Source organism: Paenibacillus oryzisoli (assembly GCF_050467285.1).
GTDB classification, from domain to species: Bacteria; Bacillota; Bacilli; order Paenibacillales; family NBRC-103111; genus Paenibacillus_E; species Paenibacillus_E oryzisoli_A.
The window spans coordinates 290,629-317,259 of record NZ_JBCMUN010000009.1 but is presented as its reverse complement, the minus strand read 5'-3'; the positions used below and the strand labels follow the sequence as shown (position 1 = coordinate 317,259).

The following is a 26,631-nucleotide window of genomic DNA, read 5'->3' as shown; positions in this document are numbered from 1 at the left end:
CCGGCATGAAGAAAGAAACCGGATTTAACGAAATTATTAGAAAGGTTCGCAAAGATTTATTCGGGAAAGGTCCGGAACGCATCCATACGACTTTTGTAAACAATATGGCCATCACCATTTTACATGGCAATCTGACGCCTACCGAAAAGTTTTTGGCCCTTGAAGAAGAGGGCAGGAATATGGTACATGCCGCCCGGACGAAAATGGTGCAGAAAGTGTACCCGACGCATTTTAAAAAGGATTTGGAAGCTTATATGAATTCGAAACTTCTCCATCTTTTTTCGGATATTAACGTTGAAGATGACATTGCGATGTCCGTATTCCTTTTCGAAGATAAAATATCGAATTAAAACTCAAATCATTTGACGAGCCCCTGATTATCCTGTATGTTCGAATAGAGTTACCTATCAAGTAAGATCAATCAGGAGGAATCACGCATGGATAGGGCCTATATCATTAAAATCAACGAATATTTGCAGATTGATCCATATAATTTGGATTTGATTCTCCGATGCTTTGACGAGATTCAGAACTCGGAGTTTTTGAAAGAGCAGCTGGCCATTGCGCGGCATCAAATTTTTGTAGAGAACCTTCATGATTTATCCGATGAAGTGAAAGCCAATGTGGCGAGTCACTTGCAAGGAGCCAACTTTTTCCCGCTGATCGTACTGTTGGACAGATTCGATGACGTTCTCGCGTTTTACAAGAAACATCAGCTGCCAAGGGAGATCCTGGTTCATACGTTCCTCGACGTGAACTTGTGGATTCGCGGGTATAAAGATCGGAACCACAAAGATGGATTTGAAGAGCTTCGCTGGTTGAAAATCCATTTCAAAAATGAAATTTTCAGAGTAGGGCGTTTGCAATTTATTTATAAGAGAAATTATTTGAAAGCTCGCGTGTATACGCATAAATTAACCGGTGAAACGGTCATTATCCCGAATGATTTCTCGGAATTTGACGAGGAAGGGTTTGCCGCTTCATCCGGCACAGCGCAGTTTACGGCCCACGTAAAGGAAACAGACGAGGCCATCCTTTCAAATTGCGTGCTGCAAGACGGTGTGATGATCAAGCAAGATGTGACGATTGCCAAATCGGATTACGAACTCTTTTTGGATGAAAACGATTATGTTCTGGATGTACATATACCGGGCTACGAACCGTTGGACGTGGAGAAATGCAAGGAGTCGTTCGAACAGGCTTTGACGTTCTATCAAACCTATTTCAGCGATTATACGTACAAGGCTTTCATCTGCGATTCATGGCTGCTCGCCCCGCAATTCAAAGAAATGTTGAGTGCCGACAGCAATATCAATAAATTTGCTTCCCTGTTTACACTCGTCACCGGGGCCGTAAGAAGTACATCTTTCTTGTTCTTTGTATTCAGAACGACGGACCCTGATTTGGAGAAATTGCCGCGAAAAAGCAGCCTCCAAGAATCGGTGTATCAGTATCTCAAGAATAACAAAAGTCTATCTGTCATGAATGGATATATTCCGATCCGCCCATCCAAATAGACGGCCAAATATTCCTTGACTTCCGCAAAACGACCTGTTAGCATGAACATGTAATCGCGAGATAAGCGCTTACATAATGCCATTAACTGAATACGATGTGACGGTTGGAGTCCATGAGATCACCCGAACAATGTGATGCGCTCGCTTGCGAGCCTGTCCCTTTGTTCGGGTTTTTATTTTGTTCACATGGACGCTTCCGGCATAGGAGGGAGGCGCCGGCTCGGCTGAAAGGCCAGCAGCAAGGAACGTATTGAATCAAGATGAACATCTTTGCATGACAAAGGAGGAATCGATATGGTTCAAATTCCAGCATTGCGCAGCTTTAGGAGAAAACAATTGCAATGGCTCGCATCCGTTTCCCTTGCGCTTCTCCTGTTTCTGATCGCAGCTTTGCCTGCATTGGCGGCAACGCCTGAGAAGACGGTGAATGCATCTGCAACGCTCGCCTACAACCTCAAAGGGCTCAATCACAACGTCGCCGTTCAGAAAGCGTACATTGCCTCCACATATGTGTACGTCACCCAGCGATCTGGGGGAACGTGCTATCTGTCGAGATTGCTGATCAACGGGAGCGATGCAACCTATGTTGACGAGATGAAGATCACCAATGCCGGCCATTGCCAAACGCTCGATATGTACACGTACAATGGCGTCAATTATTTTTATTTTAGCTCAAAAGCGGATGACACAACGCCCTATTACTGGTCTCTTCAAGTGGCAAGGCTTCAATACTCGGCTGGTGCGACCTATGATTATACAGATCTACATAGGTTCACCTACCTGAACTATGCGAACAAGACCGGCACAAGCTTAGGGAAGACATACCGTGTCGATGGCGGCGGCAACAGTGACTATACCATTTTCCGTGTACAGACCGAAGAGGGCACGGTTACCTGGTCCATTTACGATACGGTTGCTTTGAACCAACTGCTTGACAGTAACGAGCTGGTTCAGCTGAACAGTACAGCGGCCAAAAGCGCATGTGTCTACACCTTCACACAGTCCGGCACCGATATTATCAGGCCGAACAGTTCGTTCCAAGGGCTCGATATGCTCAGCAGTACGAAAATCTACACGTCCGGCGGTGCGGAAGGCGATACGCCGCAGATTGCCAAAATGTCCAACACGGGAGCTTATAAAACCCTTGTCAGTATTACGAATGTTGGGACACATGAGATTGAAGGCGTTCAGACTAAAAACAGTAACGTTTACTTTACCATTGTGACAGACCCCGAGAATAAAACGAATACGCAAAAGATTTATTATGTACCGGACAGCGTGTTTGAATAAAGAGGATAAAAGATAAGCTTGTCTCTGAACGTGGCTGGCTTTACAATAAGGAGATCATAAAGCCAGACATCAAGGAGAACACAAGGAAATGTTAGATCGAAGTGTTATGTTGAAATTATGGGGCGTCTCCTTACTCTGGGGAGGCAACTATGTGGCGAGCGCATATATGCTGCGCGATTTCTCGCCGATTTTTCTTTCTTTTGCGCGATTGGTTGTGATGTCGCTCTTTCTTATTACGGTAGCGGTAATCAATAAGTCGATGAGATGGCCTAAGAAACGAGAGTGGGGCCTGCTGTTGATGGCCGGCATTACCGGCACACTGATCAACCAGTTGTTTTATTTTACCGGTCTGAAGGAGTCGACCGCAGGCAACGCGGCATTAATTATTGCCCTGGCGCCGATCGCGACGACACTCCTTTCACGGATCTTCCTCAAGGAGATCATTACGGGGCAGAAGCTGGTCGGTGCGATCGTGGCGCTTATCGGCGTCATCTGTATTGTGCTGTACGGCGGCAAAAAGTTGGGCATTTCCCACGGCGACGTCTACTTGCTTGCCGCAATGCTCGGCATGTCGATCAGTCTGCTGTTCATTCGGAAGCTGACAGCGGCGATGACATCGTACGAGGTGACCATCTACTCTACCGTAATTGGCACCTTGCTCATGTCGCCAGCCGTCGCGGTTGAAGCGCTGAATGGCGATCTGCATGCCAGTCATCGGCTGTTCACATGGGTGCTCCTCATCTGTGTGGCTGTCATCGGTCAGGGACTTGCCGGCTTCTGGTGGAATCAAGGTATCGCCGTCGCCGGGGCATCCATGAGCGCCATGTTTATGAACATTCCGCCTTTCATTGCCATTATCGTCAGCCATTTTGTACTTGGCGACCCGATCCTGCTGGCGCAGCTTGGCGGGGGTATTCTAATCCTTGCAGGCGTTGCGATTACCAATATGAAGCGGCGGCTGCCGCATGAACCGAAAGCTGGGCTCGATGTCAAGGGCGCTTGATGCAAGGGAAGCACAAGGCAAGCGGATCGGCACTGCATAGACAGCGATGTCTATGCAGTTTTTTTGTTTTTTGAATGGTTTGGAATCGTCCTTGAACACGCGCAACCTTTCCGCTCAATCTTGCGTTCAACATGATGGATAGTCATTTATCATGACGGGAGATGCGTGCTGAACATGAAAAAGAAACGAATGCTTGTGATAACGCTGGCACTAGGCGTAGGAACGTTAGGCTGGGGCGAACGCCCTTCCTTTGCCATGTCGACGGATGCGAACACGGTAAAAGCCAATACGATTACAATTTTTGAAGACACACCATTGCTCGGCGATGACGGGACTACGGTCGGAATACTTGGCCCCCAAACAGTTGAGATCCTTAAGACAAGCAAAAGAAGAGTAGGGCATGGGGAAGGATATGTTGTCCCGATTTATCAGATCTCTTCATGGCTTGGCAACGTGTGGATAATGCCATTCAATGCAGCCCTGGGGGAGCCTGCTGCTGCACAATCAAATCTGGAATTAATCGGAGTGGAGCCATTATATTACGATCCGGGGCTTACAAAGCCAACCTGGATTCAATTAGCTCCACAAACCGTCAAAGTGAAGTCAACATGGGGGAACCGTTATTTAATTGATACACCGAACGGCGACAGGTGGATCGCTCCGCGATACGAAGCTCTATATGGCGTAAAGGAAGTGAAGTTAGAGGTACAGCTCCAAAGTGAGACGAAATTGCTTCGTTCACCTTCGGGTCTAGAAACGGGCGCTTCGTTGAGTCCTCAAAAAGTAAATGTAAATGAGGTATGGCAGGACTGGTATCGCGTCGATTCGTGGCTCGGGCCCGTCTGGTTCAAGCTTTCTTCGTCGGATACGATTATCAAGCAGTCATAATAACGACGGTATACGCCTGCACGCACATGAATGCTATAATGGCAATAGAATAAGCAAATTTTAACACTTTCGGAAGGATGTTAAGCATGAGCGAATCGAATCAGGCGTATATCGTCATCTCGGGTGCGCGGGAGAACAATCTCAAGAACGTTTCCCTACGCATTCCCAAGCGAAAGATCACGATCTTCACCGGGGTATCCGGATCCGGCAAATCATCGATCGTCTTCGATACGATCGCCGCAGAATCCACCCGATTGCTGAATGAGAATTTCAGTATGTTCGTCCGCAATTTCCTGCCTCGCTATCCGCAGCCGGATACGGACGCGATTGAGAACTTGAGCATGGCCGTCATTGTTGATCAGAAGCGGCTGGGCGGCGGTTCCCATTCCACGATGGGGACGATTACCGATATTTCTCCGATTCTCCGACTTCTCTTTTCCCGCGTAGGTCAGCCTGCGATCGGCGGTGCCAACATGTTCTCATTTAACGATCCGCAGGGGATGTGTCCTGAATGCAGCGGGCTCGGCCGCAGGCTGGGCGTCGACATGAGCAAGGCGGTGGACAAGTCCAAGTCGTTGAATGAAGGCGCGATTATGCTGCCGGATTATGCCGTGAGCAGCTTCGATTGGACAATGATTGTGCAGTCGGGTTCCTTCGATCCCGATAAGAAGCTGAGCAATTATTCGGATGAGGAACTGGAGCAGCTGCTGTATGGCAAGGCGAGGAAAGTAGAGGTGGAATTCGCCGGGAAGCCCATCAATATAACGGTGGAAGGCATCATCGAGAAGTTCACGAACAAATATATCAAGCGGGATGTGAAGACGATGTCGGAGCGCACGCAGCGAGCTGTTGCCCCGTACATCACCGAAGGGCCTTGCTCCAGCTGCCGCGGGGCAAGACTTAGCAGGGCTGCGCTCAATTGCAGGATCCAGGGACGCAACATTGCGGAGCTGTCCTCCATGGAGGTCGGCGAGCTCATCCGCGTCGTACGGGAAATTGACGACCCGATCGCAGCGCCGATTGTGAAGGCACTGACAGAGCGGCTGCAGCATCTGGTAGATATCGGTCTTGACTATTTGACGCTGGACCGTGAGACGGATACGTTGTCAGGGGGCGAGTCGCAGCGCGTCAAGATGGTGAAACACCTGAGCGGCAGTCTGGTGGATGTCACTTACATTTTCGATGAGCCCAGCGTTGGCCTCCACCCCCGCGATGTACACCGGTTGAATGAATTGCTGCAAAAGCTGCGCGACAAGGGCAATACCGTCATTGTCGTCGAGCATGATCCCGATGTGATCAAGGTGGCGGATCATATCGTGGATGTCGGACCTTACGCCGGCAGCCGCGGCGGTACGATCGTGTACGAGGGAAGCTTCCAAGGTTTGCTGGAGGCGGGAACACTGACTGGCACTCATATGAAGCGGCCGCTTCAGCTGAAGCCTGATTGCAGACAGCCATCTGGCAAGCTGTCCATCAAGGATGCCCAGCTTCATAATCTGCGGAACGTGAGTGTCGATATTCCGACCGGGGTGCTGACCGTCGTAACAGGCGTCGCCGGCTCTGGCAAAAGTACGCTGATTAACGAAGTGTTCCTCAGCCAGCATGCAGATGCAATCGTCATTGATCAATCCGCGATAGGCGTATCTACTCGCTCGAATCCCGCAACCTACACGGGCATTATGGATGATGTGCGCAAGGCGTTTGCTGCCGCGAATAAGGTAAGCCCGGGCTTGTTCAGCTTCAACTCCAAGGGAGCTTGCGACAACTGCCAGGGACTTGGTGTTGTCTATGCCGACCTTGCTTTCCTCGACAGCGTAAAGCTGCCATGCGAAGTATGCGGAGGCAGACGGTTCAAGGAAGAGGTGCTCGCGTACAAGCTGAACGGCAAGTCGATTGCCGAAGTGTTGGAGATGACGGTGGAGCAGGCGTTGGAATTTTTTGAGCTGAAAGAGGTTGTACGCAAGCTCCAGGCGATGAGCGATGTGGGGTTGAACTATATTACACTCGGCCAGCCGCTCAGCACACTCTCTGGCGGGGAATGTCAGCGCATTAAGCTGGCCAGCGAGCTGCACAAGAAGGGCAGCATCTACGTGATGGACGAGCCGACGACCGGTCTGCATATGTCCGACATCGGTCATCTTCTTGAAATCATGAACCGCCTTGTGGATGCCGGCAACACGGTGATCGTCATTGAGCACAACCTTGAGGTGATCAGCCACGCGGATTGGATCATCGATATGGGACCGGACGGAGGCAGCAAGGGCGGGCAAGTCGTTTTCGAGGGCACACCTTCGCAGATCATTCATGCAGAGCTTTCGATCACAGGGAAATATTTGAGGTAATGACAGAGAGGAGTTCAGGATGACAGCGAGTAAAACGAGCCCTAAGGTTGATGGCTTTCTAAACAAAGCCAAAACCTGGAAGGTCGAATACGAGAAGCTGCGGAGCATCGTGCTTGACTGCGAGTTGACCGAAGACTTCAAATGGATGCATCCTTGTTACACATTCGAGAATAAAAACATTGTGCTCATCCATGGATTTAAAGAATACTGCGCGCTTTTGTTCCACAAAGGCGCCTTGCTGCGCGATCCCCACGGCATTCTGATTCAGCAAACAGAGAATGTGCAGGCGGCGCGCCAAATCCGGTTTACCAACGTGCAGGAAATCATCGCGATGGAGCCTATTTTGAAAGATTATATTCATGAAGCGATTGAAGTTGAAAAAGCCGGTCTGGAAGTGAATTTCAAAAAGAGTACAGAATTCACGGTATCGGAAGAGTTTCAACAGAAGCTGGATGAAATGCCTGCCTTGAAGACTGCTTTTGAAGCATTGACGCCAGGCCGGCAGAGAGCGTATCTGCTGTATTTCGCTGAACCCAAGCAATCGAAAACCCGCGTGTCAAGAGTTGAAAAATATATGCAGCACATTCTCGAGGGGAAAGGACTGCAGGATTAGTTTCATTGAGGATGCTTGACTACCCGCAGCCCACACCTAGTGAAAGGATGTGGGCTGCGCTATGCTGACGTCTATGCAAGTGATTTTTCATATAAAATGACATCGAAGCCGTCAATAACTGCCGGACCCTTTTGCTGATAACCGTTTTTGGCAAATAGGCTTTGGGCGCCGAACTGATTGTTGAGCGTATCCAGAATGAGATGACTGATGCCAAGTTCTTTGGCTTTCCCTTCTAAGCTCGTTAGAATTTGCTGGCCATAGCCTTTCTTTTGATAGCTTGGATGTACGCGAAGCCGCTTAATCTCCGCTCTGCCCCCTTCAAGAAGCTTTAATCCTCCCATCGCAAGGATGACGCCTTGATTGTCCATGCCAACGAGGAATTCTCCGCCTTGCTTCAAATACTGTTCAGGGATGTGGAGGATGTCGTGATAATGTTGGTGGGTGGGCTCGACATTCGCTTCGGCAATGACGAGTAGATGAATTCTCCATAAATCATCCGTATCCAGTGTAGAGTATCGACGAATTGTAATCATAAGAATCCCTCCATATTCTGAATGCTCAATCAGATTTACTTTCTATATGTAATATAATTTAACATTAAAAAGAAAACAAATAACGATTTCTTATGGATTTCTAAATAATTATATATAAGTAGATCGTATTACGATATAAACTCTTAGAAATTCATTGATATATGTCATTTAATATATCATGTTGCGTCAAGTGTTTTGAATGGAGGTGCTTAGTCTGTGACGCGAGGAGGCAATTGGAACGTCCTTGCTATCCTAATGTCCGACCTGCTTGGCTGCCTTCCGGTAATCGAGCGGATTTGTTTTGGCGATTTCCTTGAAAACACGCCCGAAATGGCCGATGTTCTCGTAACCGACGCGTTCGGCGATCAGAGTAACCTTCCAGTCGGTCTCCCGGAGCAGTCGCTGCGCTTCATTAATCCGAATGCTGTTGACATATTCGACAAAGGAGAAACCGGTAACGCGCTTGAACATGCGGCTGAGATGATAGGGGGAGATGTAATGCTGCTTGGCGACGAATTCCAAGGATAGAGGCTCGCTGAAGCTGCCGTTGATGTCGGCGACGATGTCGGCGATTTTTTTATGGGCAGGGCTCTCGTGTTCGAAGTCGGTGCCGCTTCCGCGGTTCAACCGGCGTGCGCACCAGATGAGCAGTCTGGCCAACTGCGCTTGCATTGCCGTGTCGGAACCTGGCTGCGGATCGCTCGCTTCCTTCAGCATCTCAAATAACTGCGATTGTACCCATTCCCGATCTTGAGGGGGGACGGTGATCAGCCTGATTTTCATCCGGAACGGCTCATATAGCAGCGGCTGGTTGAAATGGCGCAGGAAGCCGTCGGCGAAATTAATCAGCACACGCTCGTGATTGGGAAGACGCGTATCGCCCGTTTTGTGAAGCTCGTATTTATCGATGAAAACAAGGTCGCCTTCGCGAATTCGGTAAGTTAAATCTTTTATAAAATAGGTCCGTTCCCCTTTGATCAGGTAATAGATCTCATATTGTTCGTGAAAGTGATATTTTTGCATCGTGTAGAAGCCGTTCCGTTGATGATGGTGGATGAACATATCTTTCCGCATACGATCGCCCCTTCCTTTTCCTAACTATAGCACGATCCTCTTTACAAGTGCGCAAGAAATGCGAAGAAACTGCCATACATTCGCAAATATTCAGCAGAAAGGGGGCATTTATTGCGTTACAATGAAAGCGTTACATCAAGTGAAAAGGAGAAGAGGCCATGAGGAAGAAAAAGTATGCACTGGTCGGTACCGGCGGACGAGCCGAATTTTTCTATGGAGCTCTCGCTAGCGGATTTCGCGATCGTACCGAGCTTGTCGCCTTCTGCGACATCAACGCTGTCCGATTATCGTATGCGAATCGGCTGCTTAGAGAGAAATACGCCCATCCTGAAATCCCTGTCTACGGCGTGGACGAATTCGATACGATGGTAGAGAAGGAGAAGCCCGACACCATTATCGTCACGACCATTGACAGAGCGCATCACACGTATATTATTCGTGCCATGGAGCTTGGCTGCGATGTCATCAGCGAGAAGCCGATGACCGTTGACGAGGCCAAGTGCCAGGAAATCCTCGATGCCGTGAAGCGGACCGGGCGCAGCCTGCGGGTCACCTTTAACTACCGCTATGCGCCGCATAACTCGCGAGTGAGGGAGCTCATACAGGATGGCGTGATCGGCGATGTGCATTCGGTTCATTTCGAATGGCTGCTCAGCACAGAGCATGGCGCCGATTACTTCCGCCGCTGGCACAGGGATAAACGCAACAGCGGAGGGCTGCTCGTCCACAAGTCGACGCATCATTTCGATCTGGTCAATTTCTGGCTGGGCACCCGCCCGCAATCGGTATTTGCCCTAGGCGGTTTGATGTTCTACGGTCGCGAAAATGCAGAACGCAGGGGCGTCACGCAGTTTTACCAACGGGCGCACGGCAGTGAAGCGGCGAAGAACGACCCGTTCGCGCTTCATCTGGAGAGTAACGCTCATTTGAAGTCGCTGTATCTGGATGCGGAGGTCGCAGACGGCTACCAGCGGGACCAAAGCGTCTTTGGCGATGGGATTAGTATCGAAGATACGCTGGGCGTCCTGGTCCGTTACGAGAATCAGGCGATACTCACGTATTCGCTTAACGCCTATCAGCCGTGGGAAGGATTTCAAGTCGTCTTTAACGGCAGTAAAGGGCGAATGGAGTTGAAGGTGGTGGAACGCTCCTATATCAACTCGGCAGGGGAGAAGGAAGACGAAGGTGCACTTTCCTACAAGCAGTTGACCGTTCAGCCCATGTTCCAGAAGGCGTATGAGGTCGAGATTGAGGAAAGCAGCGGTGGTCATGGCGGTGGAGATCCGATTCTGTTAAATGATCTGTTCGGAGAACCGGAGCCTGATCGCTTGAACCGTGCTGCTTCCCATGTCGACGGAGCCTTATCGATCTTGACGGGAATCGCCGGCAATGTCTCCCTGCGAACCGGAAGCCAAATCGGCATCAAGGATTTAGTTAAATTTTAACTTTTTTCTGGCATTGTATTCCTATTTACGAACACGTGTAATATACTTAGAGAAAGAATAGACATGTGTAGGTTGAAAGGAAGCCGCAATCCATGAAAGTAACCATTAAGGATATTGCTCGTGCAGCCGGCGTGAGCCATCCCACCGTATCGAAGGCGCTCAACGGCTCACCGGGCGTCAGTCATGCCGTGCGTCAAAGAATTCTCAGTATTGCCGAACAGATGAACTATATTCCGAATCAAGCTGCGAGAAGATTGGCCGACAAGCAAACCCAGACCATCGGGCTGTTGTGGCCGAAGTCGGAAGCGCTGTTCTTTCATCATCTCAGCCTGCAGATTCAGCAGGAAGCTGCAAGACGGGGGCTTGACGTGATGATTTCGCTAGCCGATCCGCCACGAGGATTGCGGGCATTTAATGAGCATTTTGTCGATCGGATTATTTTCTGGAGTCCCCCGGGGTGGCAGCCGGACCTGCCCTTCATCCAGCAGAAGGAGCTTTTTCACGGACGCATGTTGCTGATGGGCGGCGGCGCGCTTAAGGGCACGCACCGGATCAGCGTGGACCGCAGCGGGGCGATGTATGAAGCCGTGTGCTATCTGGCGGCGAATGGGCACCGCAGAATCACCTTCATCGGAGACTCGCACGAGAAGCAGCTAGGCTTTACCAAAGGCATCCTGGAACAGCGGATGGAATACCATGAGCATTACGTGATTGCCGTGAAAGAGGGGGAATCGTTTCCCGAACAGCGGGTTGCGGCACTGCTGGATAGTCCGAATAGACCGACGGCATTCATTGTCGATAACCAATCCTTTGCCTTCGGACTGCTCAAGCTGTTCAGAGACCGGGAGCTTCGGATGCCGGACGATTATTCGTTAATCGTCTATGACGAAATTCCGGAGATGCAGCGGTTGGAGATCCCCGTTACGACGGTCGGCCCGCCGATCGGAAAGCTGGCTGCGCTTGCTTTGAGCATCATCGCCGGCAAAGAGCCGCAAGGGCAGGACGACATGGCGAACATTGAGATCAAATGCGAGCTCCATGTGCGCAAGTCAACGGGACGCCTTTAAGCACGCGTAATTACGAACACGTGTAACACGATCAAGATTACCTTATTTCATTCGACCAATCACAAGGGAGGTTCTTGTATGAAAAGGTTCAAACTTGTTTCCACCATCGTTTTGATCGCTTTTTCCGCTGCCGCCTGTTCCTCGAAAACGGCAACGGATGCCCCTTCGTCCAACCCATCTAACCCATCTAGCCCGACTGCTGCGACAGCGGCCCCCGCGAAAGAAGTCACACTTAGAATCGGCTTGCCCGGCAGCTATGATATCACAAGCAAAAAAATCATCGACGGCTTCCAGGCGAAATATCCCAATATCAAGCTGCAGATTGAAGAAGCGCCCTGGGCTGATTTTACAACGAAAATCGTAACGAATATCGCCGGTAATAACGCCCCAGACATCTGGCTCCAAGAGAATGCCGTGATTATCGGTTACGGGATGCGGGGAGTTGCCGAAAATCTCGAGCCTTACATCAAGCGGGATTTGAAGACGGAGGATTATATCGAATCCTTGCTGTCCGCCAAAACGCCGGACGGCAAAATTTACGGCATTCCGCACGGCGTCAATCCGAACGCGCTTGTCTATAACAAGAAAATTTTCCAGCAGAACAATGTTCCTTTCCCCACAGACAACTGGACCTATCAAGATATGCTCGATGCCGCTAAAAAGCTGACGAAGGACACGGACGGCGACGGAAAGATCGATGTCTATGGTTTCCAAACGGCGAGTTCGATTGCGCAAGGGTGGTTCCCTTGGATCAAATCGACCGGAGGCTCTGCACTTGATGCGGGACTGACGAAGGCCACCTTTACCGACCCCAAAACCATCGAAGGATTGACGCGCTGGGCCGACACGATTCAGAAGGATAAAATCAGCCCGTCTCGCGAGATGCAGACGAACCAGAACTATTTTCAAAATGAAAAAACAGCGATGACGTTCCTGCAGTATTCTGGTCAGGTCAACTTAAACAAAAACAAGCCCGATCTCGACTGGGACGTCGTTAAGGTTCCTATTGGCTTTGACGGCAAGCGATTCGTGCCAACGGTCGTCAATCAATGGCTGATTTACTCCAAGGCGAAGCCGGAAGCCAAGGAAGCTGCTTGGACATTCCTCAAATATTATTTAAGCGACGAAGCGCAAACATTCTTATCTGAAAGCGGGGCCAGCTTACCTGTGAAGAAAACGGTGCTGGCAGCGCTCGAGAAGTCGACCAGCAAACCGGCTAATAAGCAAGCTTTTACAAAAGGCGTTGAAGAAGCCGGAGGCACGCTGGATGAGAATCCGTCCTGGAATCAGTGGCGTGCAGCGGCAACTCCGATTTTGAATGACATCCTTGACGGAAAGAAATCACCGGCGGATGGCGCGAAGGAAATTCAGCAAAAAGTGCAGTCTGTTTTGGACGAGAATAAATAAGCACGGACCATCGGTGGTCCGATCGAATGAGGTGTTTCGATGCGCAAACAAGGCTGGTGGGGCTTCGGCTTCACCCTTCCTTTTCTCCTGCAGTTGGCCGTCTTCTTCCTGTTTCCGTTTATCTTCTCGTTCTACCTGACGTTCACGAAATGGGACCTGTTCAACGCGCCGCATTGGATCGGACTGAAGAATTGGTCGTCAATGGTGCAGAACGACGTATTTTGGTTATCCCTGCGTAACGTGTTCTACTTTGCTCTGTTATTCGTGCCGGGCCAGACCTTAGTCGCCTTAATACTGGCATATATGCTCAATCTGCAGATTCGCGGAAAAACCATTTTTCGAATGATCTACTTCTTGCCGGTCATTACGCCGTGGGTCGCCGGAGGCTTGGTATGGCTCTGGATTTATAATAACGAATTCGGGATTCTGAATTGGGTGCTGGAATCGCTAGGAATGGACAGAGTGAATTGGATTCGCAGCGAAAAATGGTGGCTTGTGATCGGTTCGATCGCGATCGTGAATATTTGGAAGGGAGCCGGCTCTTCCATGGTCCTGCTGCTTGCGGGGATGCAAAACATTTCCAAAGATATTATGGAAGCCGCCCGAATCGACGGCGCCAACGGCTGGAAATATTTCACGAAAATTACGATACCGATCGTATCTCCCATGGTGTATATGGTCATGATTCTGTCGACGATAACAGCGTTCCACGCATTCGACGTGTTTCTGGTCATGCTGGGCGAGAAGGGCGACATTAACTCGATCCACGACAGGAATATGGTGCCGAACATTCTCATCTACCGGGATGCGTTCCTGAACGCGAAGATGGGCGCCGCATCCGCATGGGCCTGGGGATTATTCGCAATCATTCTGATCGTCACGTTATTCCAGAAAAAAATGGAGAAAAGGTGGGTCCACTATGAATAAACCGTCCGTTGGTCTACAGTGGACCGCTTATGTCGTCTTGATTGGCGGCATGCTGTTTATGTTAGTGCCGTTTCTGCAGATGATCTCCACCTCACTCATGAAGCCGGGCGATGAACTGACGCTGCCGCCGAAATTATGGCCTAATCCGATCGAGTGGAACAATTACTACAAGGTTTGGGTTGAGGTGAACTTCGTTCGATATACGATGAACAGCGTGCTCGTCACTGTGCTGGATATGGTAGGGATGGTCGCCTCATGCGCTTTGGTCGCATATGGGCTTGCCTTCTTTGAATTCAAAGGGCGCAGCCTTATCATTCTGGCGATGCTGGGAACGATGATGCTGCCATCGCAAGTGACGATGATTCCGACCTACTTTATCTGGAAAGAATTTGGCCTGCTGAATACCTTATATCCGCTTTATTTGCGCAGCTTTTTGGGCGGCGCCTTCGGCATCTTTCTGATGCACCAGTTTTTCAAAACGCTGCCGAGAGAGCTGTACGATGCGGCTTGGGTGGACGGCGCAAATCCCTGGACCATCTTTTACAAAATCTATTTGCCGCTGACCAAACCTGCCTTATCGGCTCTGGCCGTGTTTACCTTCATCAGTTCGTGGAACAGTACCCTGGAGCCGCTTATTTATTTACAGGACAAAAAGCTGTATACGCTGCCGCTCGGACTTTTGTTCCTGCGCAATGAAGTGGATAACAAGACGACGATGATTATGGCCGGCTCTGTGATTACACTGTTTCCGGTTTTGATTGTGTTTCTCTTCGCCCAGAAGCAGTTCGTGCAAGGCGTCGCGTCAGCGGGACTAAAAGGATAAGTGAAAGGAGGCTATGAAAATGAAAGCTGACTTACGGACATCCAGCAGGACGACGATGCCCGATATATGGGGAGAGGGCGCGCTGTTTGCCTTTTCCGGTCTTGACGGGGAAACCGACACACAGTCGCAATTCGTCGCTTCCGCAGGGGCGGAGGGTTACGATTTGCTGATTCACACGCCGACCCGCCGGCTGCTGAAGCTTCGGCCAGCCGATCTCGGCAACGTGCGGATTGCCACAGGGGATGTGCTTCTTGCCGATACGACCAGGGGCGAGATGTTGATGACGTATGCAGCCTGGCATACGCTGATCGGTCATCTGCCCGAGGATAGCGAAGCGTCCGTGGAATTCGTGGACGATGGCGCAGCTCATACGGCCGAGCTGATTGTGCGGATTGAGCCTTGCTCCGACGGAAGCAGGCTGACGATCACGGAGGATTGCATAAATGGGGATGTCATCGCGTTGCTGATCGCTGCGGATGAGCGATCCTGGGCGTTGGCCTATGGGACGCATGAAGCTGAAGCGACGGATCGTGTCATCAGCGCCAGCAAGCTTGATCGACAGCAGGTGATGGAGGATCGGCTTTCCGTTTACGACGAGCTGCCAGAGCTAAGCGATCCAGCTAGAGCCAGATTGTTAAAAAAATGCTTGAGCGTCATGAAAGTGAACACGTTGTCTGCCGAAGGATCAATCGGCCAGTTGTGGTCGACGCCGGATCGGGTACCGCACAGAGCGATGTGGTTATGGGATTCCGTCTTTCATTCCTTTGCTATGAACCGGATAGACCCCACTAGCGCTTGGCTATTCCTTCGGAGCGTGCTTGAGACCCAGCGCAGCGACGGCATGATTCCGCATATGAGCAAAGTTGACGGCACGATTTCTCCTATTACCCAGCCGCCGATTCTGGCTTGGGGCGTTTGGGAGAATTATCGCTATACGCAGCAGCGGGCCGATTTGGCGTATGCGCTGCCCCGTCTGGAGCGATATATGACGTGGGTACTGGCGCACCGGGACAGCAATCAGAACGGACTTCTGGAGTGGATGATCGAGGGCAACCCGCTCTGTCGGTCCGGCGAATCCGGGATGGATAATTCTCCGCGCTTCGATGAGGCGGCGCTGCTGGATGCCGTAGACTTCTCCTCCTACGCAGCCGCCGATATGACGTACATGTCCCTAATTGCGGATGAGCTGGGAGACAAGGAGCGCTCGTTGCGGTGGTCCCGGCAATCGACTGCTATGTCGGCAGCGATTCATCATCAACTATGGGATGAGGAAGACGGGTTTTATTATGATCTTGCTATGGATGGAAGCCGATCGAAGGTGAAAGCGGTAAGCGGTTTCATGCCAATGCTGCTGGAAAGTATGACGGCAGCGAGGACGGAGCGGCTGCTCGCGCTGCTGCACGATCCGCAGCATTTTGGCACGCCGCTGCCTGTTCCTAGCACAGCCGTCTCCGAGTCTGCTTTCTCCACGGATATGTGGCGCGGACCGGTGTGGATCAGCACAAATTACCTGGTGATTACAGGTCTGCGCAAGCAGGGGAAGGAGATGGAAGCGAACAAGCTGGCGGAGAGAACCATATCTGCCGTGCAGGGCTGGTATGAGCGCTATGGCGTGATCTTTGAATATTTCGATGCCGAAGACAAGACGCCGCCGACTGCCTGCTGCCGGAAGGGGCAGCCCTTGGAGCATTACAATGTTCGCCGGAAGATCGACACGATCCGTGATTTTCACTGGTCGGCCGCATTGGTCGCCTGTTTGCTCCTGGATTTTCAATCAGCTATGAATCGCACCGCGTATATCCGCAATTCTACCATGTAGGAGGGATAATGATGAGGGATTCTGAGCTCCATGATGACAAGTTTCATGAGTTGGATAGGCAGCAGCAGCTTGAAAAGAACGTGCAAGATGATGAAAACGGCCAGTCCCGTACGATGACTCGCAGAAATTTGCTCGCTGTGTTGGGCGCAGCGGGACTAACGGCAGCAGCCGGCGGGACGCTCATGAGCTTCATGGGCGTACCTGCAGCAGCGGCAGGAAAATCGGTGAACGCCAATGTATACGGACATCAAGGGCTTACTCTGTTGACGGCAAGCGACCCAGGCTGGGTCAATGTGCTGGACTACGGTGCCGCCGGTGATGGGACGACGGATGACACCGCCGCTTTTCAAACTGCTGCTGCCGCCGGTAAGCCGATAATCGTGCCTAGGACGGCGTCTTTTTATAAACTGACCGGCTCCGTGTCATTGACGGACTCCATCATCGGAATTGGCATGCCGGAGCTTCGTATGGACGCTCCCGACGGAACTGATCTGAAACGCATGCTGCTGATTCAGGGCTACCAAGGTGGCGGGCTGCATGTAACAGGGTTGAACTTGAACGGCGGGTATACGACCGGCACAGCGAATGAGCAGTCACATTTGGTCAGAATCGCCAATTCAGTCAATGTCTTTATTCATCATAATGTTCTGCATGCTCCTTATGGGGATTGCGTTTACGTGGGTTCTGACTATCTAGCACCCAGCGAGAATGTGCATATCCTCGACAATGTGCTCAGTAATCCAAGGCGATGTGCAGTTGCGGTCGTTTCCGGGCGAAAAGTCTGGATTGAAGGCAATGTGATCAAGGATCCGTTCCCGTATGTGGCCACGATTGATTTGGAACCGAATAGCTCTTCGACGGGTTCGGATCTCGTGGAAGATATCTGGATTACGAACAATGAGTTTTACAGCGAAATTTATTTCATTAATTCCTACAATCCGAATACCGCTTATTCCAATAAACGGATCACCATTGCCGGTAATAAAGGGAAAGCAAGATATTTCTTCCGCTGCAATAGCGCCCCGGCCATCACTGAGCAGGTGACGTTGAAGGGGAATGAATTTTACGGGTCTGTCTCCGATGCCCGCATGATCCAATGCACCAATGTTACGAAAGGGCTCGAAATCAGCGAGAACCGCGATTATGCAACAGGTGCCGCAGGCTGGAATATTGCGAACACGGAAGCCCCGGTCATCACCGGCAACCGGGTCGAATCGTCGCGCGCCATTGCCGTATCGTTTACCAACTGTTCGTCCGTCCAATTCACAAATAACTTGATTAAGGATATCAATTCTTCCAACGGGGCGGTTCGGTTTGCAGGGCCGCAGGCGACGGGCCGTCATCTCATCGCGGGCAACCATCTGGTCAATATCGGCAGCGTCGGCTTCTGGTTCGGAGGTGTGGTTACGGAGACGCTATTCCACGGCAATGTGACCGAATGTGCTGGAAAATGCGTGCAAATCGATACGGCGGCTGCAGGCTCGGACCTTCGCATTACCACTTCCAACGTCTTCGCAGGCGCAGGAACGCCCGTGTTCGGAGGCGCGAATCTCAAGGCGTGGATGTCACCTGAAATTCAGACGAAGGATGCTTTCATAGGATGGGCGGCAGCTTTGCCTGTCGCGGGCACATGGAAACGCGGCACTATCCTGTGGAACGTTCAGCCTTCTGCACTGTCTCCGGTCGGTTGGGTATGCGTTGCTGATGGAACGCCAGGTACATGGGAGCCGATTGGATCGGCGGGAGCGCTCAACGCATCGTCATTGAAATTGAAATCTCCAAATGGCAGCCTATTTAACGTGGCTGTAACCGATGCTGGTCAATTAACCGTCACGCCGGCTTAAGAAACAGGAGCGAAATCAACATATTTCTGGGAGGGTTTAGGGTATGCGAAACCAACAGACGAATCCGAAGGATGAATTTGCAGAAGTATCCGACAAAGACCTAGCAGGATCAGGCGTGAAGATTAACCGCAGAAAGCTGCTTGCTTCTCTTGGAGCGGCGGGGGTAACCTTCGTCACAGGAAGCCTGCTGAGCTCGAAATTCCAAGGTGTAGCGGAAGCGAAGTCCGTGACAGAAAACGTGTACGGTTTACAGGGCGATAAATTAAAGCTGCCTGATTTGCTCAATCTGGATTTGTGCATATCCGTGTCGATAAACGAGCTGCGAACCACCGCAGATCTGTTCCCGGAAGCGGGTTATTTCGTCAAGGATGCAGGAAAAGAAGGCTGGTTTCTGCTCGACAGCGCAGATACAACTTCGCCGGATAACGCAGGAACGGTCATCTTGACGACACAGAGTCGTCGATTCAAACGGGTATACGGCGAAACTGTTGTATTGTCTTGGTTCGGCGCTGTCGGAGACGGTACGGCTGCAGAAACACAAGCACTGCAAAATGCGTTAAATGCCGCTGCCGGCAAGCGGCTGTATATCCCGAAGCAGCGAGGCCTCTATTATTTGTCCGGACAATTGTCTGTGCCGAGCAACATTGTTATCGAATTCGAGCCCGGCACGATCATTCAAGCCATTGACACCTTAAATAAAAAGTCACCTTACGAGCGGCTAATTCGTATTAAAAATGTGAAACAGGTCCGCATCATCGGCAACGGAGCTACCCTCCAGATGAACAAAGCTGCCTATAGTTCAGGAGAACAAGCGCATATTTTCGATATCAGCGGATCGGAAAACGTCGTCATCGAAGGCATTCATGCGAATGACAGCGGCGGGGACGGTTTTTATATCGGCAATTATGAAGCGACGCAGCCCCTCTGCAAGGATATTGTGCTCAGGCAGTGCACAGCGAACAACAACCGCAGACAAGGACTTTCCGTTATTAGCGTCGACGGTTTGCTGGTCGAGAGCTGCAGATTTACGAATACGACGGGCACCGCTCCAAAAAGCGGCGTCGATATTGAGCCAAACAACAATTCAGGCCAAGACGTTCTGAAAAAAATCCGGTTCGTCGATTGCGTAGCCGAGGGCAATGTCGGGAGAGGCTTTCTCGTGACTCTTCACCGGATGACGGCCGCGAATGAGCGGATCGACATTACCTTCGAGCGCTGCCGCACGAAAGGCAATTCCTTTGGCAGCTCGGTCAATTACGGCGGAGAAGGTTCGCAAGCCGTCAAGGGAGAGGTCACGTTTATCGATTGCATAGCGGAAAATGAACAGTACGCCGGGTTTTCGGTCTTATCCAACTCCCCGGAAAGTGTGAAAGTGATCTACGTGCGCTGCAAGGCGGTCAATTGCAATACGGTGAATGCGCCGGTTGATCCGTACGGTTACGGCTCGTCATTTATTGTAACGACGGTGCCGCAGTTCCCACGATCAGCCATCGGCAACGTCGAATTTGTAGAATGTGCTTCGATCGATGAGCGGTCAGTCCCCTTGATCGCACGAGGATTTTCGGTGAAAAAAAATAGCGCAGAAGCGATTCGAAACATCCGATTTGTGAATTGTACGGCGAGAGGAGGGACGCAGCGTTTGCTGTATGTAGATCCGGCCGCAGACCTGGTGTTCGCAGACCTGTCCCCGCAGCCCGAGCTGCCTTTGGCGTCTGCTGCAGCGATTGATCCGGGTGCCAACGGGCATCTGATCACGAATACAGGCGCTTTCGGCGCTTTAGCCTACGCGCTGCCGACGTCCAGGAAGGGACAGCAATTCACGGTTGCGGTCGAAGCGCCGTACTCGGTTAAGCTGACGCCGCAGAGCGGCTCGTCAATCAGGACGCCTGCCGGTCTCAAGGCAGAACTCGTATCCGCGAATCTTGGTGATTCGATCACCTTAAAAGGGCGATCGGATGGAAACTGGGATATCGCTTGGTTTGTCGGTGGATGGTTTTGATGCTGCTAGGCAGCGCGAAGGTTGGCATCATTCAGCAAGAGATAGAGACCATGCGAGAAGGAGATAAGTAAAAGATGGCTGATTTCAGTAAGTTAATGTATTACGCACCGCAAGCCCCGGCAGATGTACCCGAGCATATCGAAGCGGACCTTTGCATCTACGGTGCTACGCCTGCCGGAATCGCCGCCGCCGTTCAAGCAAGCCGGATGGGGCTCCGTTCTGTCATTGCAGAATTCGGCACGCATATTGGCGGGATGACCGCGAGCGGGCTGGGCAGGACAGATGCAGGAAGCAAGGAGGCCATCGGCGGCATTTCCCGTGAATTTTACCGGACACTCGGCAGGCATTACGGAAGCGATGAGCCGGACGGAGCCGCCTGGGCCTTTGAGCCGCATATCGCAGAGACGATTTTTCAAGAATGGTTAGAACGTGCGCAAACGCCTGTTTATTACAATCAGCATTTGGAATCGGTCGATATGAAGAACGGCCGCATCATCCACATGCGAATGGAAAACGGCAATACCTTTGCAGCCTCCATATTCATTGACGCTACGTACGAAGGAGATCTGCTGGCACAGGCAGGCGTGTCCTATCATGTAGGCCGTGAGTCAAACGCAGTTTATAAGGAGACATTAAACGGCATCCATTTCGGGCATCCGAAGCATAATTTTTATGCCTGGATTGATCCATACCGCATCGAAGGGAAGCCGGACAGCGGATTGCTTCCAGGCATCAGCGATGAAGCACCGGGCTTTCAGGGGCAGGGCGACCGCAGCGTACAGGCTTACAATTTCCGAATTTGCTTGACGAATGTTCCGGACAATCGAATCGCTTTTCCTGAACCGCCGAATTACAACCCCGACCGGTTCAAACTGCTGTCCCGCTATATACGTGCCGGGGTATGGGACGCTATGCAGTTGAACAAGATCATGCCGAGAGGCAAGTCCGACCTGAACAACCGAGGCGCCATCTCCACCGATCATATCGGCGCCAACTACAACTGGTCGGAGGGGAGTTATGCCGTACGTGAAGCGATCTTTCAGGATCATGTGAACTACAATCTGGGCATGCTCTATTTTCTCGCCAATGATGAGTCGCTTCCGGCCAAAGTCCGTGCGGACGCGCGGCAATGGGGACTGCCTGCCGACGAGTTCGTCCAGACCGGCGGTTGGCCGCACCAGCTCTATATCCGTGAAGGGCGCCGAATGATCGCCGACGTCGTGATGACCGAGCATCACTGCCGGAAGTATGCCGTGGCGCAGGACTCCGTCGGTCTGGCCACGTACACGATGGATTCCCATAACTGCCGAAGAATTGTGCTCGACGGTCGATGCATCAATGAAGGCAATGTGGAAATCAGCCCGACCGGTCCTTATCCGATTTCCTATCGCGCGATCGTCCCCAAGGGGGAGGAATGTACGAATCTGATCGTGCCGGTTTGTTTGTCCTCCTCGCACATCGCGTATGGTTCGATCCGTATGGAGCCCGTCTTCATGATTCTAGGGCAATCTGCGGCGACAGCCGCAGCGCTTGCCTTGGAAGCCGGCTGCGCTGTGCAGGAGATCGACTACTTCAAACTCCGCGAACGACTTGTGTTGGACGGTCAGGTGCTGCACGCCTAGCTCTACGTCACGAGCAAGCTGCCTGACGCTTGATCATCGTCAGACTTTTCATGCTGGAAGAAGGAGGCGGTTATCATAACTCAACCGCTCGATATTGCCGAGCTGGAGACGCCAGCTGTGCTGATCGATTTGGATGTGCTTGAACGAAATTTGAAGAAGACGGCGGAGCTGGCCCAGGGTGCCGGCGTAAAGCTGAGGCCGCACTTCAAAACACACAAAAGCGTATGGATTGCACGCAAACAGATCGCATACGGCGCTTGCGGCTTGACGGTCGCCAAGCTTGGTGAAGCAGAAGTGCTTGCCGATGCCGGATTCATGGATCTATTGATTGCCTTTCCGCTTGTCGGCGAAGCCAAGCTCGGCAGGCTGCGGGCGTTGATCGAGCGCGGAATCAAGGTGACCGTATCCACGGATGACGTGGCCGTCGCTGCCGGTATCTCCCAAGTCGGCGAATCCCTGAATAGCCGACTTCCGCTGTATGTCGATGTGAATACCGGCTTGAACCGCTGCGGGAGAGAGCCGGGCGAGGAGACTGCGGCTTTGGTCCGGCACATCGCAGCGATGCGTGGTGTCAAGGTGCGCGGCCTGATGACCCATGCCGGGCATGCCTACGGCGCTAAACAGCTGAGCGAGCTTCGGAAAGTGGCTGCCGACGAGGTTAAGGGCCTTGCCCAAACGAAAGCGCTTCTTGAACAGTCAGGCATTCCGATCCCTGAAATAAGTGTAGGATCAACGCCGACCTCCAAGTTTATCGCGAAGCAAACGGGCGCGACGGAGACAAGGCCGGGCGCTTACGTTTTCGGCGATATTTCCCAGCTGGAAATCGGTTCCATCTCCGTGGATGAGCTCGCGATGAGTATCTTAGCCACCGTTGTCAGCACGCCTCGACCCGGCACTGTCATCATCGACGCCGGTTCCAAAACGTTCAGCACCGACGTCAATCCGCATCGTCCAGGATATGGCTTTTTGAAAAGCAATCCATCTGTCTACATCGAACGCCTTAGCGAAGAGCACGGCATCGTCAAGGTTCCCGAAGGTGTGCGTTATGAGATCGGCGAGCTTTTGGAATTCATTCCCAATCATTGCTGCACCGTTACGAATTTGCACGATAGTTTGCACGGCATACGCAATGGGAAAGTTGAGATGATGATTACCGTCGATGCACGCGGGCGTATTCAATAACTTTTTTGCAGAGAGGCTGGTTTCTATGTCGAAAGCGATTCACGTTTCTCAAGCTCCGCAATTCCCGCTTCCTTTCTCTCACGCCGTTCAGGCTGGAGATTTCGTCTACGTATCCGGTCAGGTTGGCGTGGATCCTGCTACCCGTGAGGTAGCCGCACCGACGATTGAAGCGCAAACCCGCCAGTGTCTGAGGAATATCGAAATCATCTTGGAGCAGGTGGGCCTTACATTGGATCATGTTATAAAATCGAACGCTTACGTCAGTAAAACGGAGGACTTTCCCGCCTATAACCGAACCTATGCCGAAGTATTCCGGCAGCCTTATCCCGCAAGAACAACCGCGCCGGTCGATCTAGGCGCCTATCTGGTCGAAATCGACGTCATTGCCTACGCTCCGCGTAAAAGAACGCAAGATTAAATCGATCGCATGGGAGGGAGATGCGGCATGGAACGCGATCAATGGTCGGAAGCGATCCGCCGATGGGTGGAAGCGCATCGGGAGGAGGCTGTCGAGCTGGCAGCTTCACTCGTCCGAATACCGAGCGTCAATCACCCGCCGCATGGGGATGAAGTGGATATGCAGCGTTTTGTGGCCCAATGGCTGCAAGAGGCCGGGGCTTCTGTCGATATGTACCTGCTTGACGATGTCCCCGGCTTGAAGGAGCATCCCGCTTATATGGCTGGTAGGGAGTATAAGAACCGCCCCAATGTATCAGGGAGCTTTTGGGACGGAGAAGGACCATCGCTGCTTTTTTCCGGGCATGCGGATACAGTGTATGAAGGCCATGAGGCGTGGACATACCCGCCTTTTGGCGGTGAAGTGCATGACGGCTATCTGTACGGCCGTGGCGCTTACGATATGAAGGGCGGCATGGCGGCCGCGATGATGGCGGTGAAATGTTTGCTCTCACTGAACGCTCCGATTGCGGGGATGGTGCATATCGAAAGCGTCGTCGATGAAGAACACGGGGGCGCGAACGGTTCGCTAGCCGGAAGACTGCGGGGACTGGAAGCCGATATGGCGATCATTCCTGAGCCGTCCAATATGCGGATATACACGGCCCATCTAGGCGGAGGCATTTGGAAGGCGACTTTCGAGGGCAAAAGCGGGATCGGCTTCTCGGGCGAGGAGCTCGTGAGCGCTCTGGATGCAGCGGTAGAGTTCGCCGCCATGCTGAAAGCATTTCGCGAATACCGCTGCGGCAGAATGGCCGTTCATCCTTTATGGGAGGGCAAGCGAAAGCCCGAGGTCACGCTGCTCAGCCTGCACGCTGGCGATGGGAGCCGAGAGTTGCAAGAGAAGCTTCCCGCAACGGGCGAGCTGAATTTCTGGATTGAAAGCTATCCCGACGTGTCCGGCGAGGAAGTTTTGGCTGAATTGTGGGCGTATTTCGATGCGCAATTGCTTCATTATCCCACACTTGCCCAATGCCGCCCGCAGATCAAGCCGTTGATTCGCTATTTAAGCGGCAGTGAAATGCGCAGGGATAGCCGCACAGAGGACTTTCTGCGGATCGCCGCCAGTACCGGTGAGCGGGTGCTTGATGCTCCCGCCGCCCCGCCGCAGGGGTCACCGTTCGCCTGTGACGGCTTTATGTTTAATTTATACAGCCATACGCCTGCTTTAATCTTAGGTCCGAGCGGAGCGAATGCCCACGCAGCGGATGAATGCCTCGACCTCGAATCCTACCATCGGTTAATTCGCTGGTATGCGGAAATCATGATGGACTGGTGCGGGATGACTCCCGTGAAAGGATGAGTGGAATGAAAATTGCAGTAATCGGCCTCTTTCATGAAACGAATACTTTTGCACCTGGCCTAACCGAGTTAGAGGCGTTCCGCGCTGAATGGGTGCTCGGCAACGAAGCTTTTCTTAGGCGATACAGGGGCACGCGCACTTCGATGGGCGGCGCCATCGATGCGATTGACGGTGAGGACATAGAGCTCGCCTGCGGCTTATACACCGGAGCAACGCCAAACGGGATGGTTGCAGCGGAAGCGGCTGAGCACCTGATCGCTGCGGTCGCAGGTTCGGTGGACACGACGTCGGACGGAGTGCTGGTTATTTTGCATGGCGCGATGGCCGCAGTGGGTTTTCCGGATGTGGAAGGTGAATTATTGCAGCGGGTGAGAGTCCGGATCGGTCCGGAGAAGCCCATTGCCGCCACGCTAGATCTGCATGCGAACATCAGCCGGGATATGGCACGCTTCGCGAATCTTCTTGTGGGCTTCGATACGTATCCGCACATCGATGCGTACGAGCGAGCGGTTGAAGCAGCCCTGCTGCTGTGCCAGACGATTAAAGGCCATATCACTCCTACGCTTGCGCTCGCTAAGCCTGGCATGCTGATTGTTCCTCAAAAGATGCTGACGCAGGAGGAAGGGCCGATGAAAGCGCTGATGGAACGCGCATTTGCCATGGAGTTAGAGCCGAAAGTGCTGAATGTCACCGTGGCAGGCGGATTCCCCTACAGCGATGTGCCGGAGGCAGGGGTAGCCTTCGTCGTGACAACCGATCACGATCCTGCATTAGCGAAGCGTTATGCCGATGAGCTGAAACAAATGGCCTGGGCATACAGAGAATTGTTCGCTTATGCGGATTTGCCAGTGGAGGCGGCGGTGGCGCAAGCGATGGCGATCGCGGAAGGTCCGGTCATCCTGGTGGAAGGCTCGGATAATGTCGGGGGCGGAGCACCCGCAGATGCCACGCATACGCTGGTTCATTTGACCCATCCTCCGAAAAGGACTCTTATCGTCATGCGCGATGAAGAAGCCGCTGCAGCAGCGCACACTCTCGGGGTTGGCGCCGTTTACGATGGCAATATCGGTGGCCGAAGCGATCGCCTGCACGGCGAACCCGTTCCCATACAGGGCATCGTTCGGACGCTGTTCGATGGCAAGTATACGCATGTCGGTCCGTATATGACCGGTCAACGGGCGGATATGGGAAAGACGGCGATCATCGAGGCCGGTTTGCTTACCGTCGTTGTCACGGAGAAGCGTACTCCCCCTTGGGACCCGGGCCATATCCTTTCGGTGGGGCTGCGAGCCGAAGATTATCACATCATTGTCGTCAAATCGGCCGTTGCCTGGAAGACGGCCTTCGGCACGATAGCCAAAGCTGTCGTCTCTATCGATACGCCAGGCTGCTGCAGCGCCAATCTATCCCATTTTGAGTATCAACATCTCCATCGTCCTATCTTTCCATTGGATTCATCCACCTAGGGAGGTACATC

Annotated in this window: 22 protein-coding genes; 20 read left to right on the top strand and 2 right to left on the bottom strand. The window is 52.2% G+C overall.

From position 1 onward, the window contains the following. Positions 1-5 precede the first annotated feature (5 nt). The 7 genes from ABE504_RS16790 to ABE504_RS16760 all read left to right on the top strand — a co-directional run bounded on the left by ABE504_RS16790 (position 6) and on the right by ABE504_RS16760 (position 7,653). A complete protein-coding gene (locus ABE504_RS16790) occupies positions 6-350 on the top strand; it encodes a DUF2294 domain-containing protein (protein ID WP_430090768.1) in 345 nt (114 codons plus the stop codon). Between the two features lie 87 nt (positions 351-437). Next, the gene (locus ABE504_RS16785; protein WP_430090765.1) at positions 438-1,517 is read left to right on the top strand and encodes an acyltransferase domain-containing protein; all 1,080 of its coding nucleotides are present in this window, start codon (positions 438-440) and stop codon (positions 1,515-1,517) included. 294 nt (positions 1,518-1,811) lie between these two features. Next, a complete protein-coding gene (locus tag ABE504_RS16780) occupies positions 1,812-2,807 on the top strand; it encodes a hypothetical protein (protein WP_430090763.1) in 996 nt (331 codons plus the stop codon). A gap of 88 nt (positions 2,808-2,895) precedes the next feature. Beyond that, positions 2,896-3,810 carry a DMT family transporter gene (locus ABE504_RS16775; protein ID WP_430090760.1) on the top strand — a complete coding sequence of 305 codons (915 nt, stop codon included), beginning with the start codon at positions 2,896-2,898 and terminating at the stop codon, positions 3,808-3,810. Between the two features lie 174 nt (positions 3,811-3,984). Continuing rightward, on the top strand, positions 3,985-4,698 hold the full coding sequence (locus ABE504_RS16770) for a hypothetical protein (RefSeq protein WP_430090758.1): 714 nt from the start codon (positions 3,985-3,987) through the stop codon (positions 4,696-4,698). Between the two features lie 86 nt (positions 4,699-4,784). Further along, complete coding sequence (locus ABE504_RS16765) at positions 4,785-7,040, top strand: ATP-binding cassette domain-containing protein (protein ID WP_430090756.1); 2,256 nt, start codon at positions 4,785-4,787, stop codon at positions 7,038-7,040. Positions 7,041-7,059: 19 nt separating this feature from the next. Beyond that, positions 7,060-7,653, top strand: coding sequence for a YdeI/OmpD-associated family protein (locus ABE504_RS16760; RefSeq protein ID WP_430090754.1), 594 nt, complete (start codon positions 7,060-7,062; stop codon positions 7,651-7,653). A 71-nt stretch (positions 7,654-7,724) separates the two neighbouring features. On the opposite strand, the gene ABE504_RS16755 is transcribed toward ABE504_RS16760, so the two are convergent. Together ABE504_RS16755 and ABE504_RS16750 are read right to left on the bottom strand one after the other, a co-directional pair. Beyond that, positions 7,725-8,186, bottom strand: coding sequence for a GNAT family N-acetyltransferase (locus ABE504_RS16755; protein ID WP_430090751.1), 462 nt, complete (start codon positions 8,184-8,186; stop codon positions 7,725-7,727). Between the two features lie 252 nt (positions 8,187-8,438). Next, positions 8,439-9,260, bottom strand: a complete 822-nt coding sequence (locus ABE504_RS16750; protein ID WP_430090749.1) for an AraC family transcriptional regulator — start codon at positions 9,258-9,260, stop codon at positions 8,439-8,441. Between the two features lie 158 nt (positions 9,261-9,418). Here ABE504_RS16750 and ABE504_RS16745 point away from each other — a divergent pair, with 158 nt between their 5' ends. From ABE504_RS16745 to ABE504_RS16685, 13 genes are all read left to right on the top strand, one after another. Beyond that, on the top strand, positions 9,419-10,705 hold the full coding sequence (locus ABE504_RS16745; protein WP_430090746.1) for a Gfo/Idh/MocA family protein: 1,287 nt from the start codon (positions 9,419-9,421) through the stop codon (positions 10,703-10,705). Positions 10,706-10,797: 92 nt separating this feature from the next. Beyond that, on the top strand, positions 10,798-11,772 hold the full coding sequence (locus ABE504_RS16740) for a LacI family DNA-binding transcriptional regulator (RefSeq protein ID WP_430090744.1): 975 nt from the start codon (positions 10,798-10,800) through the stop codon (positions 11,770-11,772). Positions 11,773-11,850: 78 nt separating this feature from the next. Beyond that, positions 11,851-13,179, top strand: coding sequence for an ABC transporter substrate-binding protein (locus ABE504_RS16735; RefSeq protein ID WP_430090741.1), 1,329 nt, complete (start codon positions 11,851-11,853; stop codon positions 13,177-13,179). Positions 13,180-13,218: 39 nt separating this feature from the next. Continuing rightward, on the top strand, positions 13,219-14,106 hold the full coding sequence (locus ABE504_RS16730; RefSeq protein WP_430090737.1) for a carbohydrate ABC transporter permease: 888 nt from the start codon (positions 13,219-13,221) through the stop codon (positions 14,104-14,106). Then, complete coding sequence (locus ABE504_RS16725) at positions 14,099-14,929, top strand: carbohydrate ABC transporter permease (protein ID WP_430090734.1); 831 nt, start codon at positions 14,099-14,101, stop codon at positions 14,927-14,929. The genes ABE504_RS16730 and ABE504_RS16725 overlap by 8 nt, the downstream gene beginning before the upstream one ends. 19 nt (positions 14,930-14,948) lie before the next feature. Then, positions 14,949-16,748: an amylo-alpha-1,6-glucosidase gene (locus ABE504_RS16720; protein ID WP_430090731.1), complete on the top strand. Its 1,800-nt coding sequence runs from the start codon at positions 14,949-14,951 to the stop codon at positions 16,746-16,748. Positions 16,749-16,759: 11 nt separating this feature from the next. Then, complete coding sequence (locus ABE504_RS16715; protein ID WP_430090729.1) at positions 16,760-18,592, top strand: right-handed parallel beta-helix repeat-containing protein; 1,833 nt, start codon at positions 16,760-16,762, stop codon at positions 18,590-18,592. A gap of 43 nt (positions 18,593-18,635) precedes the next feature. After that, positions 18,636-20,591: a right-handed parallel beta-helix repeat-containing protein gene (locus tag ABE504_RS16710; protein ID WP_430090726.1), complete on the top strand. Its 1,956-nt coding sequence runs from the start codon at positions 18,636-18,638 to the stop codon at positions 20,589-20,591. A gap of 74 nt (positions 20,592-20,665) precedes the next feature. After that, the gene (locus tag ABE504_RS16705) at positions 20,666-22,213 is read left to right on the top strand and encodes an FAD-dependent oxidoreductase (RefSeq protein WP_430090724.1); all 1,548 of its coding nucleotides are present in this window, start codon (positions 20,666-20,668) and stop codon (positions 22,211-22,213) included. Positions 22,214-22,330: 117 nt separating this feature from the next. Further along, the gene (locus tag ABE504_RS16700; protein WP_430090722.1) at positions 22,331-23,395 is read left to right on the top strand and encodes an alanine racemase; all 1,065 of its coding nucleotides are present in this window, start codon (positions 22,331-22,333) and stop codon (positions 23,393-23,395) included. Positions 23,396-23,420: 25 nt separating this feature from the next. Further along, complete coding sequence (locus tag ABE504_RS16695) at positions 23,421-23,813, top strand: RidA family protein (protein ID WP_430090719.1); 393 nt, start codon at positions 23,421-23,423, stop codon at positions 23,811-23,813. Positions 23,814-23,840: 27 nt separating this feature from the next. Continuing rightward, the gene (locus ABE504_RS16690) at positions 23,841-25,154 is read left to right on the top strand and encodes a M20 family metallopeptidase (protein ID WP_430090716.1); all 1,314 of its coding nucleotides are present in this window, start codon (positions 23,841-23,843) and stop codon (positions 25,152-25,154) included. A gap of 5 nt (positions 25,155-25,159) precedes the next feature. Beyond that, positions 25,160-26,620, top strand: coding sequence for a M81 family metallopeptidase (locus ABE504_RS16685; RefSeq protein ID WP_430090713.1), 1,461 nt, complete (start codon positions 25,160-25,162; stop codon positions 26,618-26,620). Positions 26,621-26,631: the final 11 nt, after the last annotated feature.

Excerpts from the sequence above, each read along its gene's own strand:
- ABE504_RS16710 (WP_430090726.1), top strand. The coding sequence starts at position 18,636 with ATGCGAAACCAACAGACGAATCCGAAGGATGAATTTGCAGAAGTATCC.
- ABE504_RS16780 (WP_430090763.1), top strand. The coding sequence starts at position 1,812 with ATGGTTCAAATTCCAGCATTGCGCAGCTTTAGGAGAAAACAATTGCAA.
- ABE504_RS16745 (WP_430090746.1), top strand. The coding sequence starts at position 9,419 with ATGAGGAAGAAAAAGTATGCACTGGTCGGTACCGGCGGACGAGCCGAA.
- ABE504_RS16775 (WP_430090760.1), top strand. The coding sequence starts at position 2,896 with ATGTTAGATCGAAGTGTTATGTTGAAATTATGGGGCGTCTCCTTACTC.
- ABE504_RS16760 (WP_430090754.1), top strand. The coding sequence starts at position 7,060 with ATGACAGCGAGTAAAACGAGCCCTAAGGTTGATGGCTTTCTAAACAAA.
- ABE504_RS16765 (WP_430090756.1), top strand. The coding sequence starts at position 4,785 with ATGAGCGAATCGAATCAGGCGTATATCGTCATCTCGGGTGCGCGGGAG.
- ABE504_RS16720 (WP_430090731.1), top strand. The coding sequence starts at position 14,949 with ATGAAAGCTGACTTACGGACATCCAGCAGGACGACGATGCCCGATATA.
- ABE504_RS16695 (WP_430090719.1), top strand. The coding sequence starts at position 23,421 with ATGTCGAAAGCGATTCACGTTTCTCAAGCTCCGCAATTCCCGCTTCCT.
- ABE504_RS16685 (WP_430090713.1), top strand. The coding sequence starts at position 25,160 with ATGAAAATTGCAGTAATCGGCCTCTTTCATGAAACGAATACTTTTGCA.
- ABE504_RS16750 (WP_430090749.1), bottom strand. The coding sequence starts at position 9,260 with ATGCGGAAAGATATGTTCATCCACCATCATCAACGGAACGGCTTCTAC.
- ABE504_RS16785 (WP_430090765.1), top strand. The coding sequence starts at position 438 with ATGGATAGGGCCTATATCATTAAAATCAACGAATATTTGCAGATTGAT.
- ABE504_RS16725 (WP_430090734.1), top strand. The coding sequence starts at position 14,099 with ATGAATAAACCGTCCGTTGGTCTACAGTGGACCGCTTATGTCGTCTTG.
- ABE504_RS16735 (WP_430090741.1), top strand. The coding sequence starts at position 11,851 with ATGAAAAGGTTCAAACTTGTTTCCACCATCGTTTTGATCGCTTTTTCC.
- ABE504_RS16715 (WP_430090729.1), top strand. The coding sequence starts at position 16,760 with ATGAGGGATTCTGAGCTCCATGATGACAAGTTTCATGAGTTGGATAGG.
- ABE504_RS16740 (WP_430090744.1), top strand. The coding sequence starts at position 10,798 with ATGAAAGTAACCATTAAGGATATTGCTCGTGCAGCCGGCGTGAGCCAT.
- ABE504_RS16790 (WP_430090768.1), top strand. The coding sequence starts at position 6 with ATGAAGAAAGAAACCGGATTTAACGAAATTATTAGAAAGGTTCGCAAA.
- ABE504_RS16705 (WP_430090724.1), top strand. The coding sequence starts at position 20,666 with ATGGCTGATTTCAGTAAGTTAATGTATTACGCACCGCAAGCCCCGGCA.
- ABE504_RS16730 (WP_430090737.1), top strand. The coding sequence starts at position 13,219 with ATGCGCAAACAAGGCTGGTGGGGCTTCGGCTTCACCCTTCCTTTTCTC.
- ABE504_RS16690 (WP_430090716.1), top strand. The coding sequence starts at position 23,841 with ATGGAACGCGATCAATGGTCGGAAGCGATCCGCCGATGGGTGGAAGCG.
- ABE504_RS16755 (WP_430090751.1), bottom strand. The coding sequence starts at position 8,186 with ATGATTACAATTCGTCGATACTCTACACTGGATACGGATGATTTATGG.
- ABE504_RS16770 (WP_430090758.1), top strand. The coding sequence starts at position 3,985 with ATGAAAAAGAAACGAATGCTTGTGATAACGCTGGCACTAGGCGTAGGA.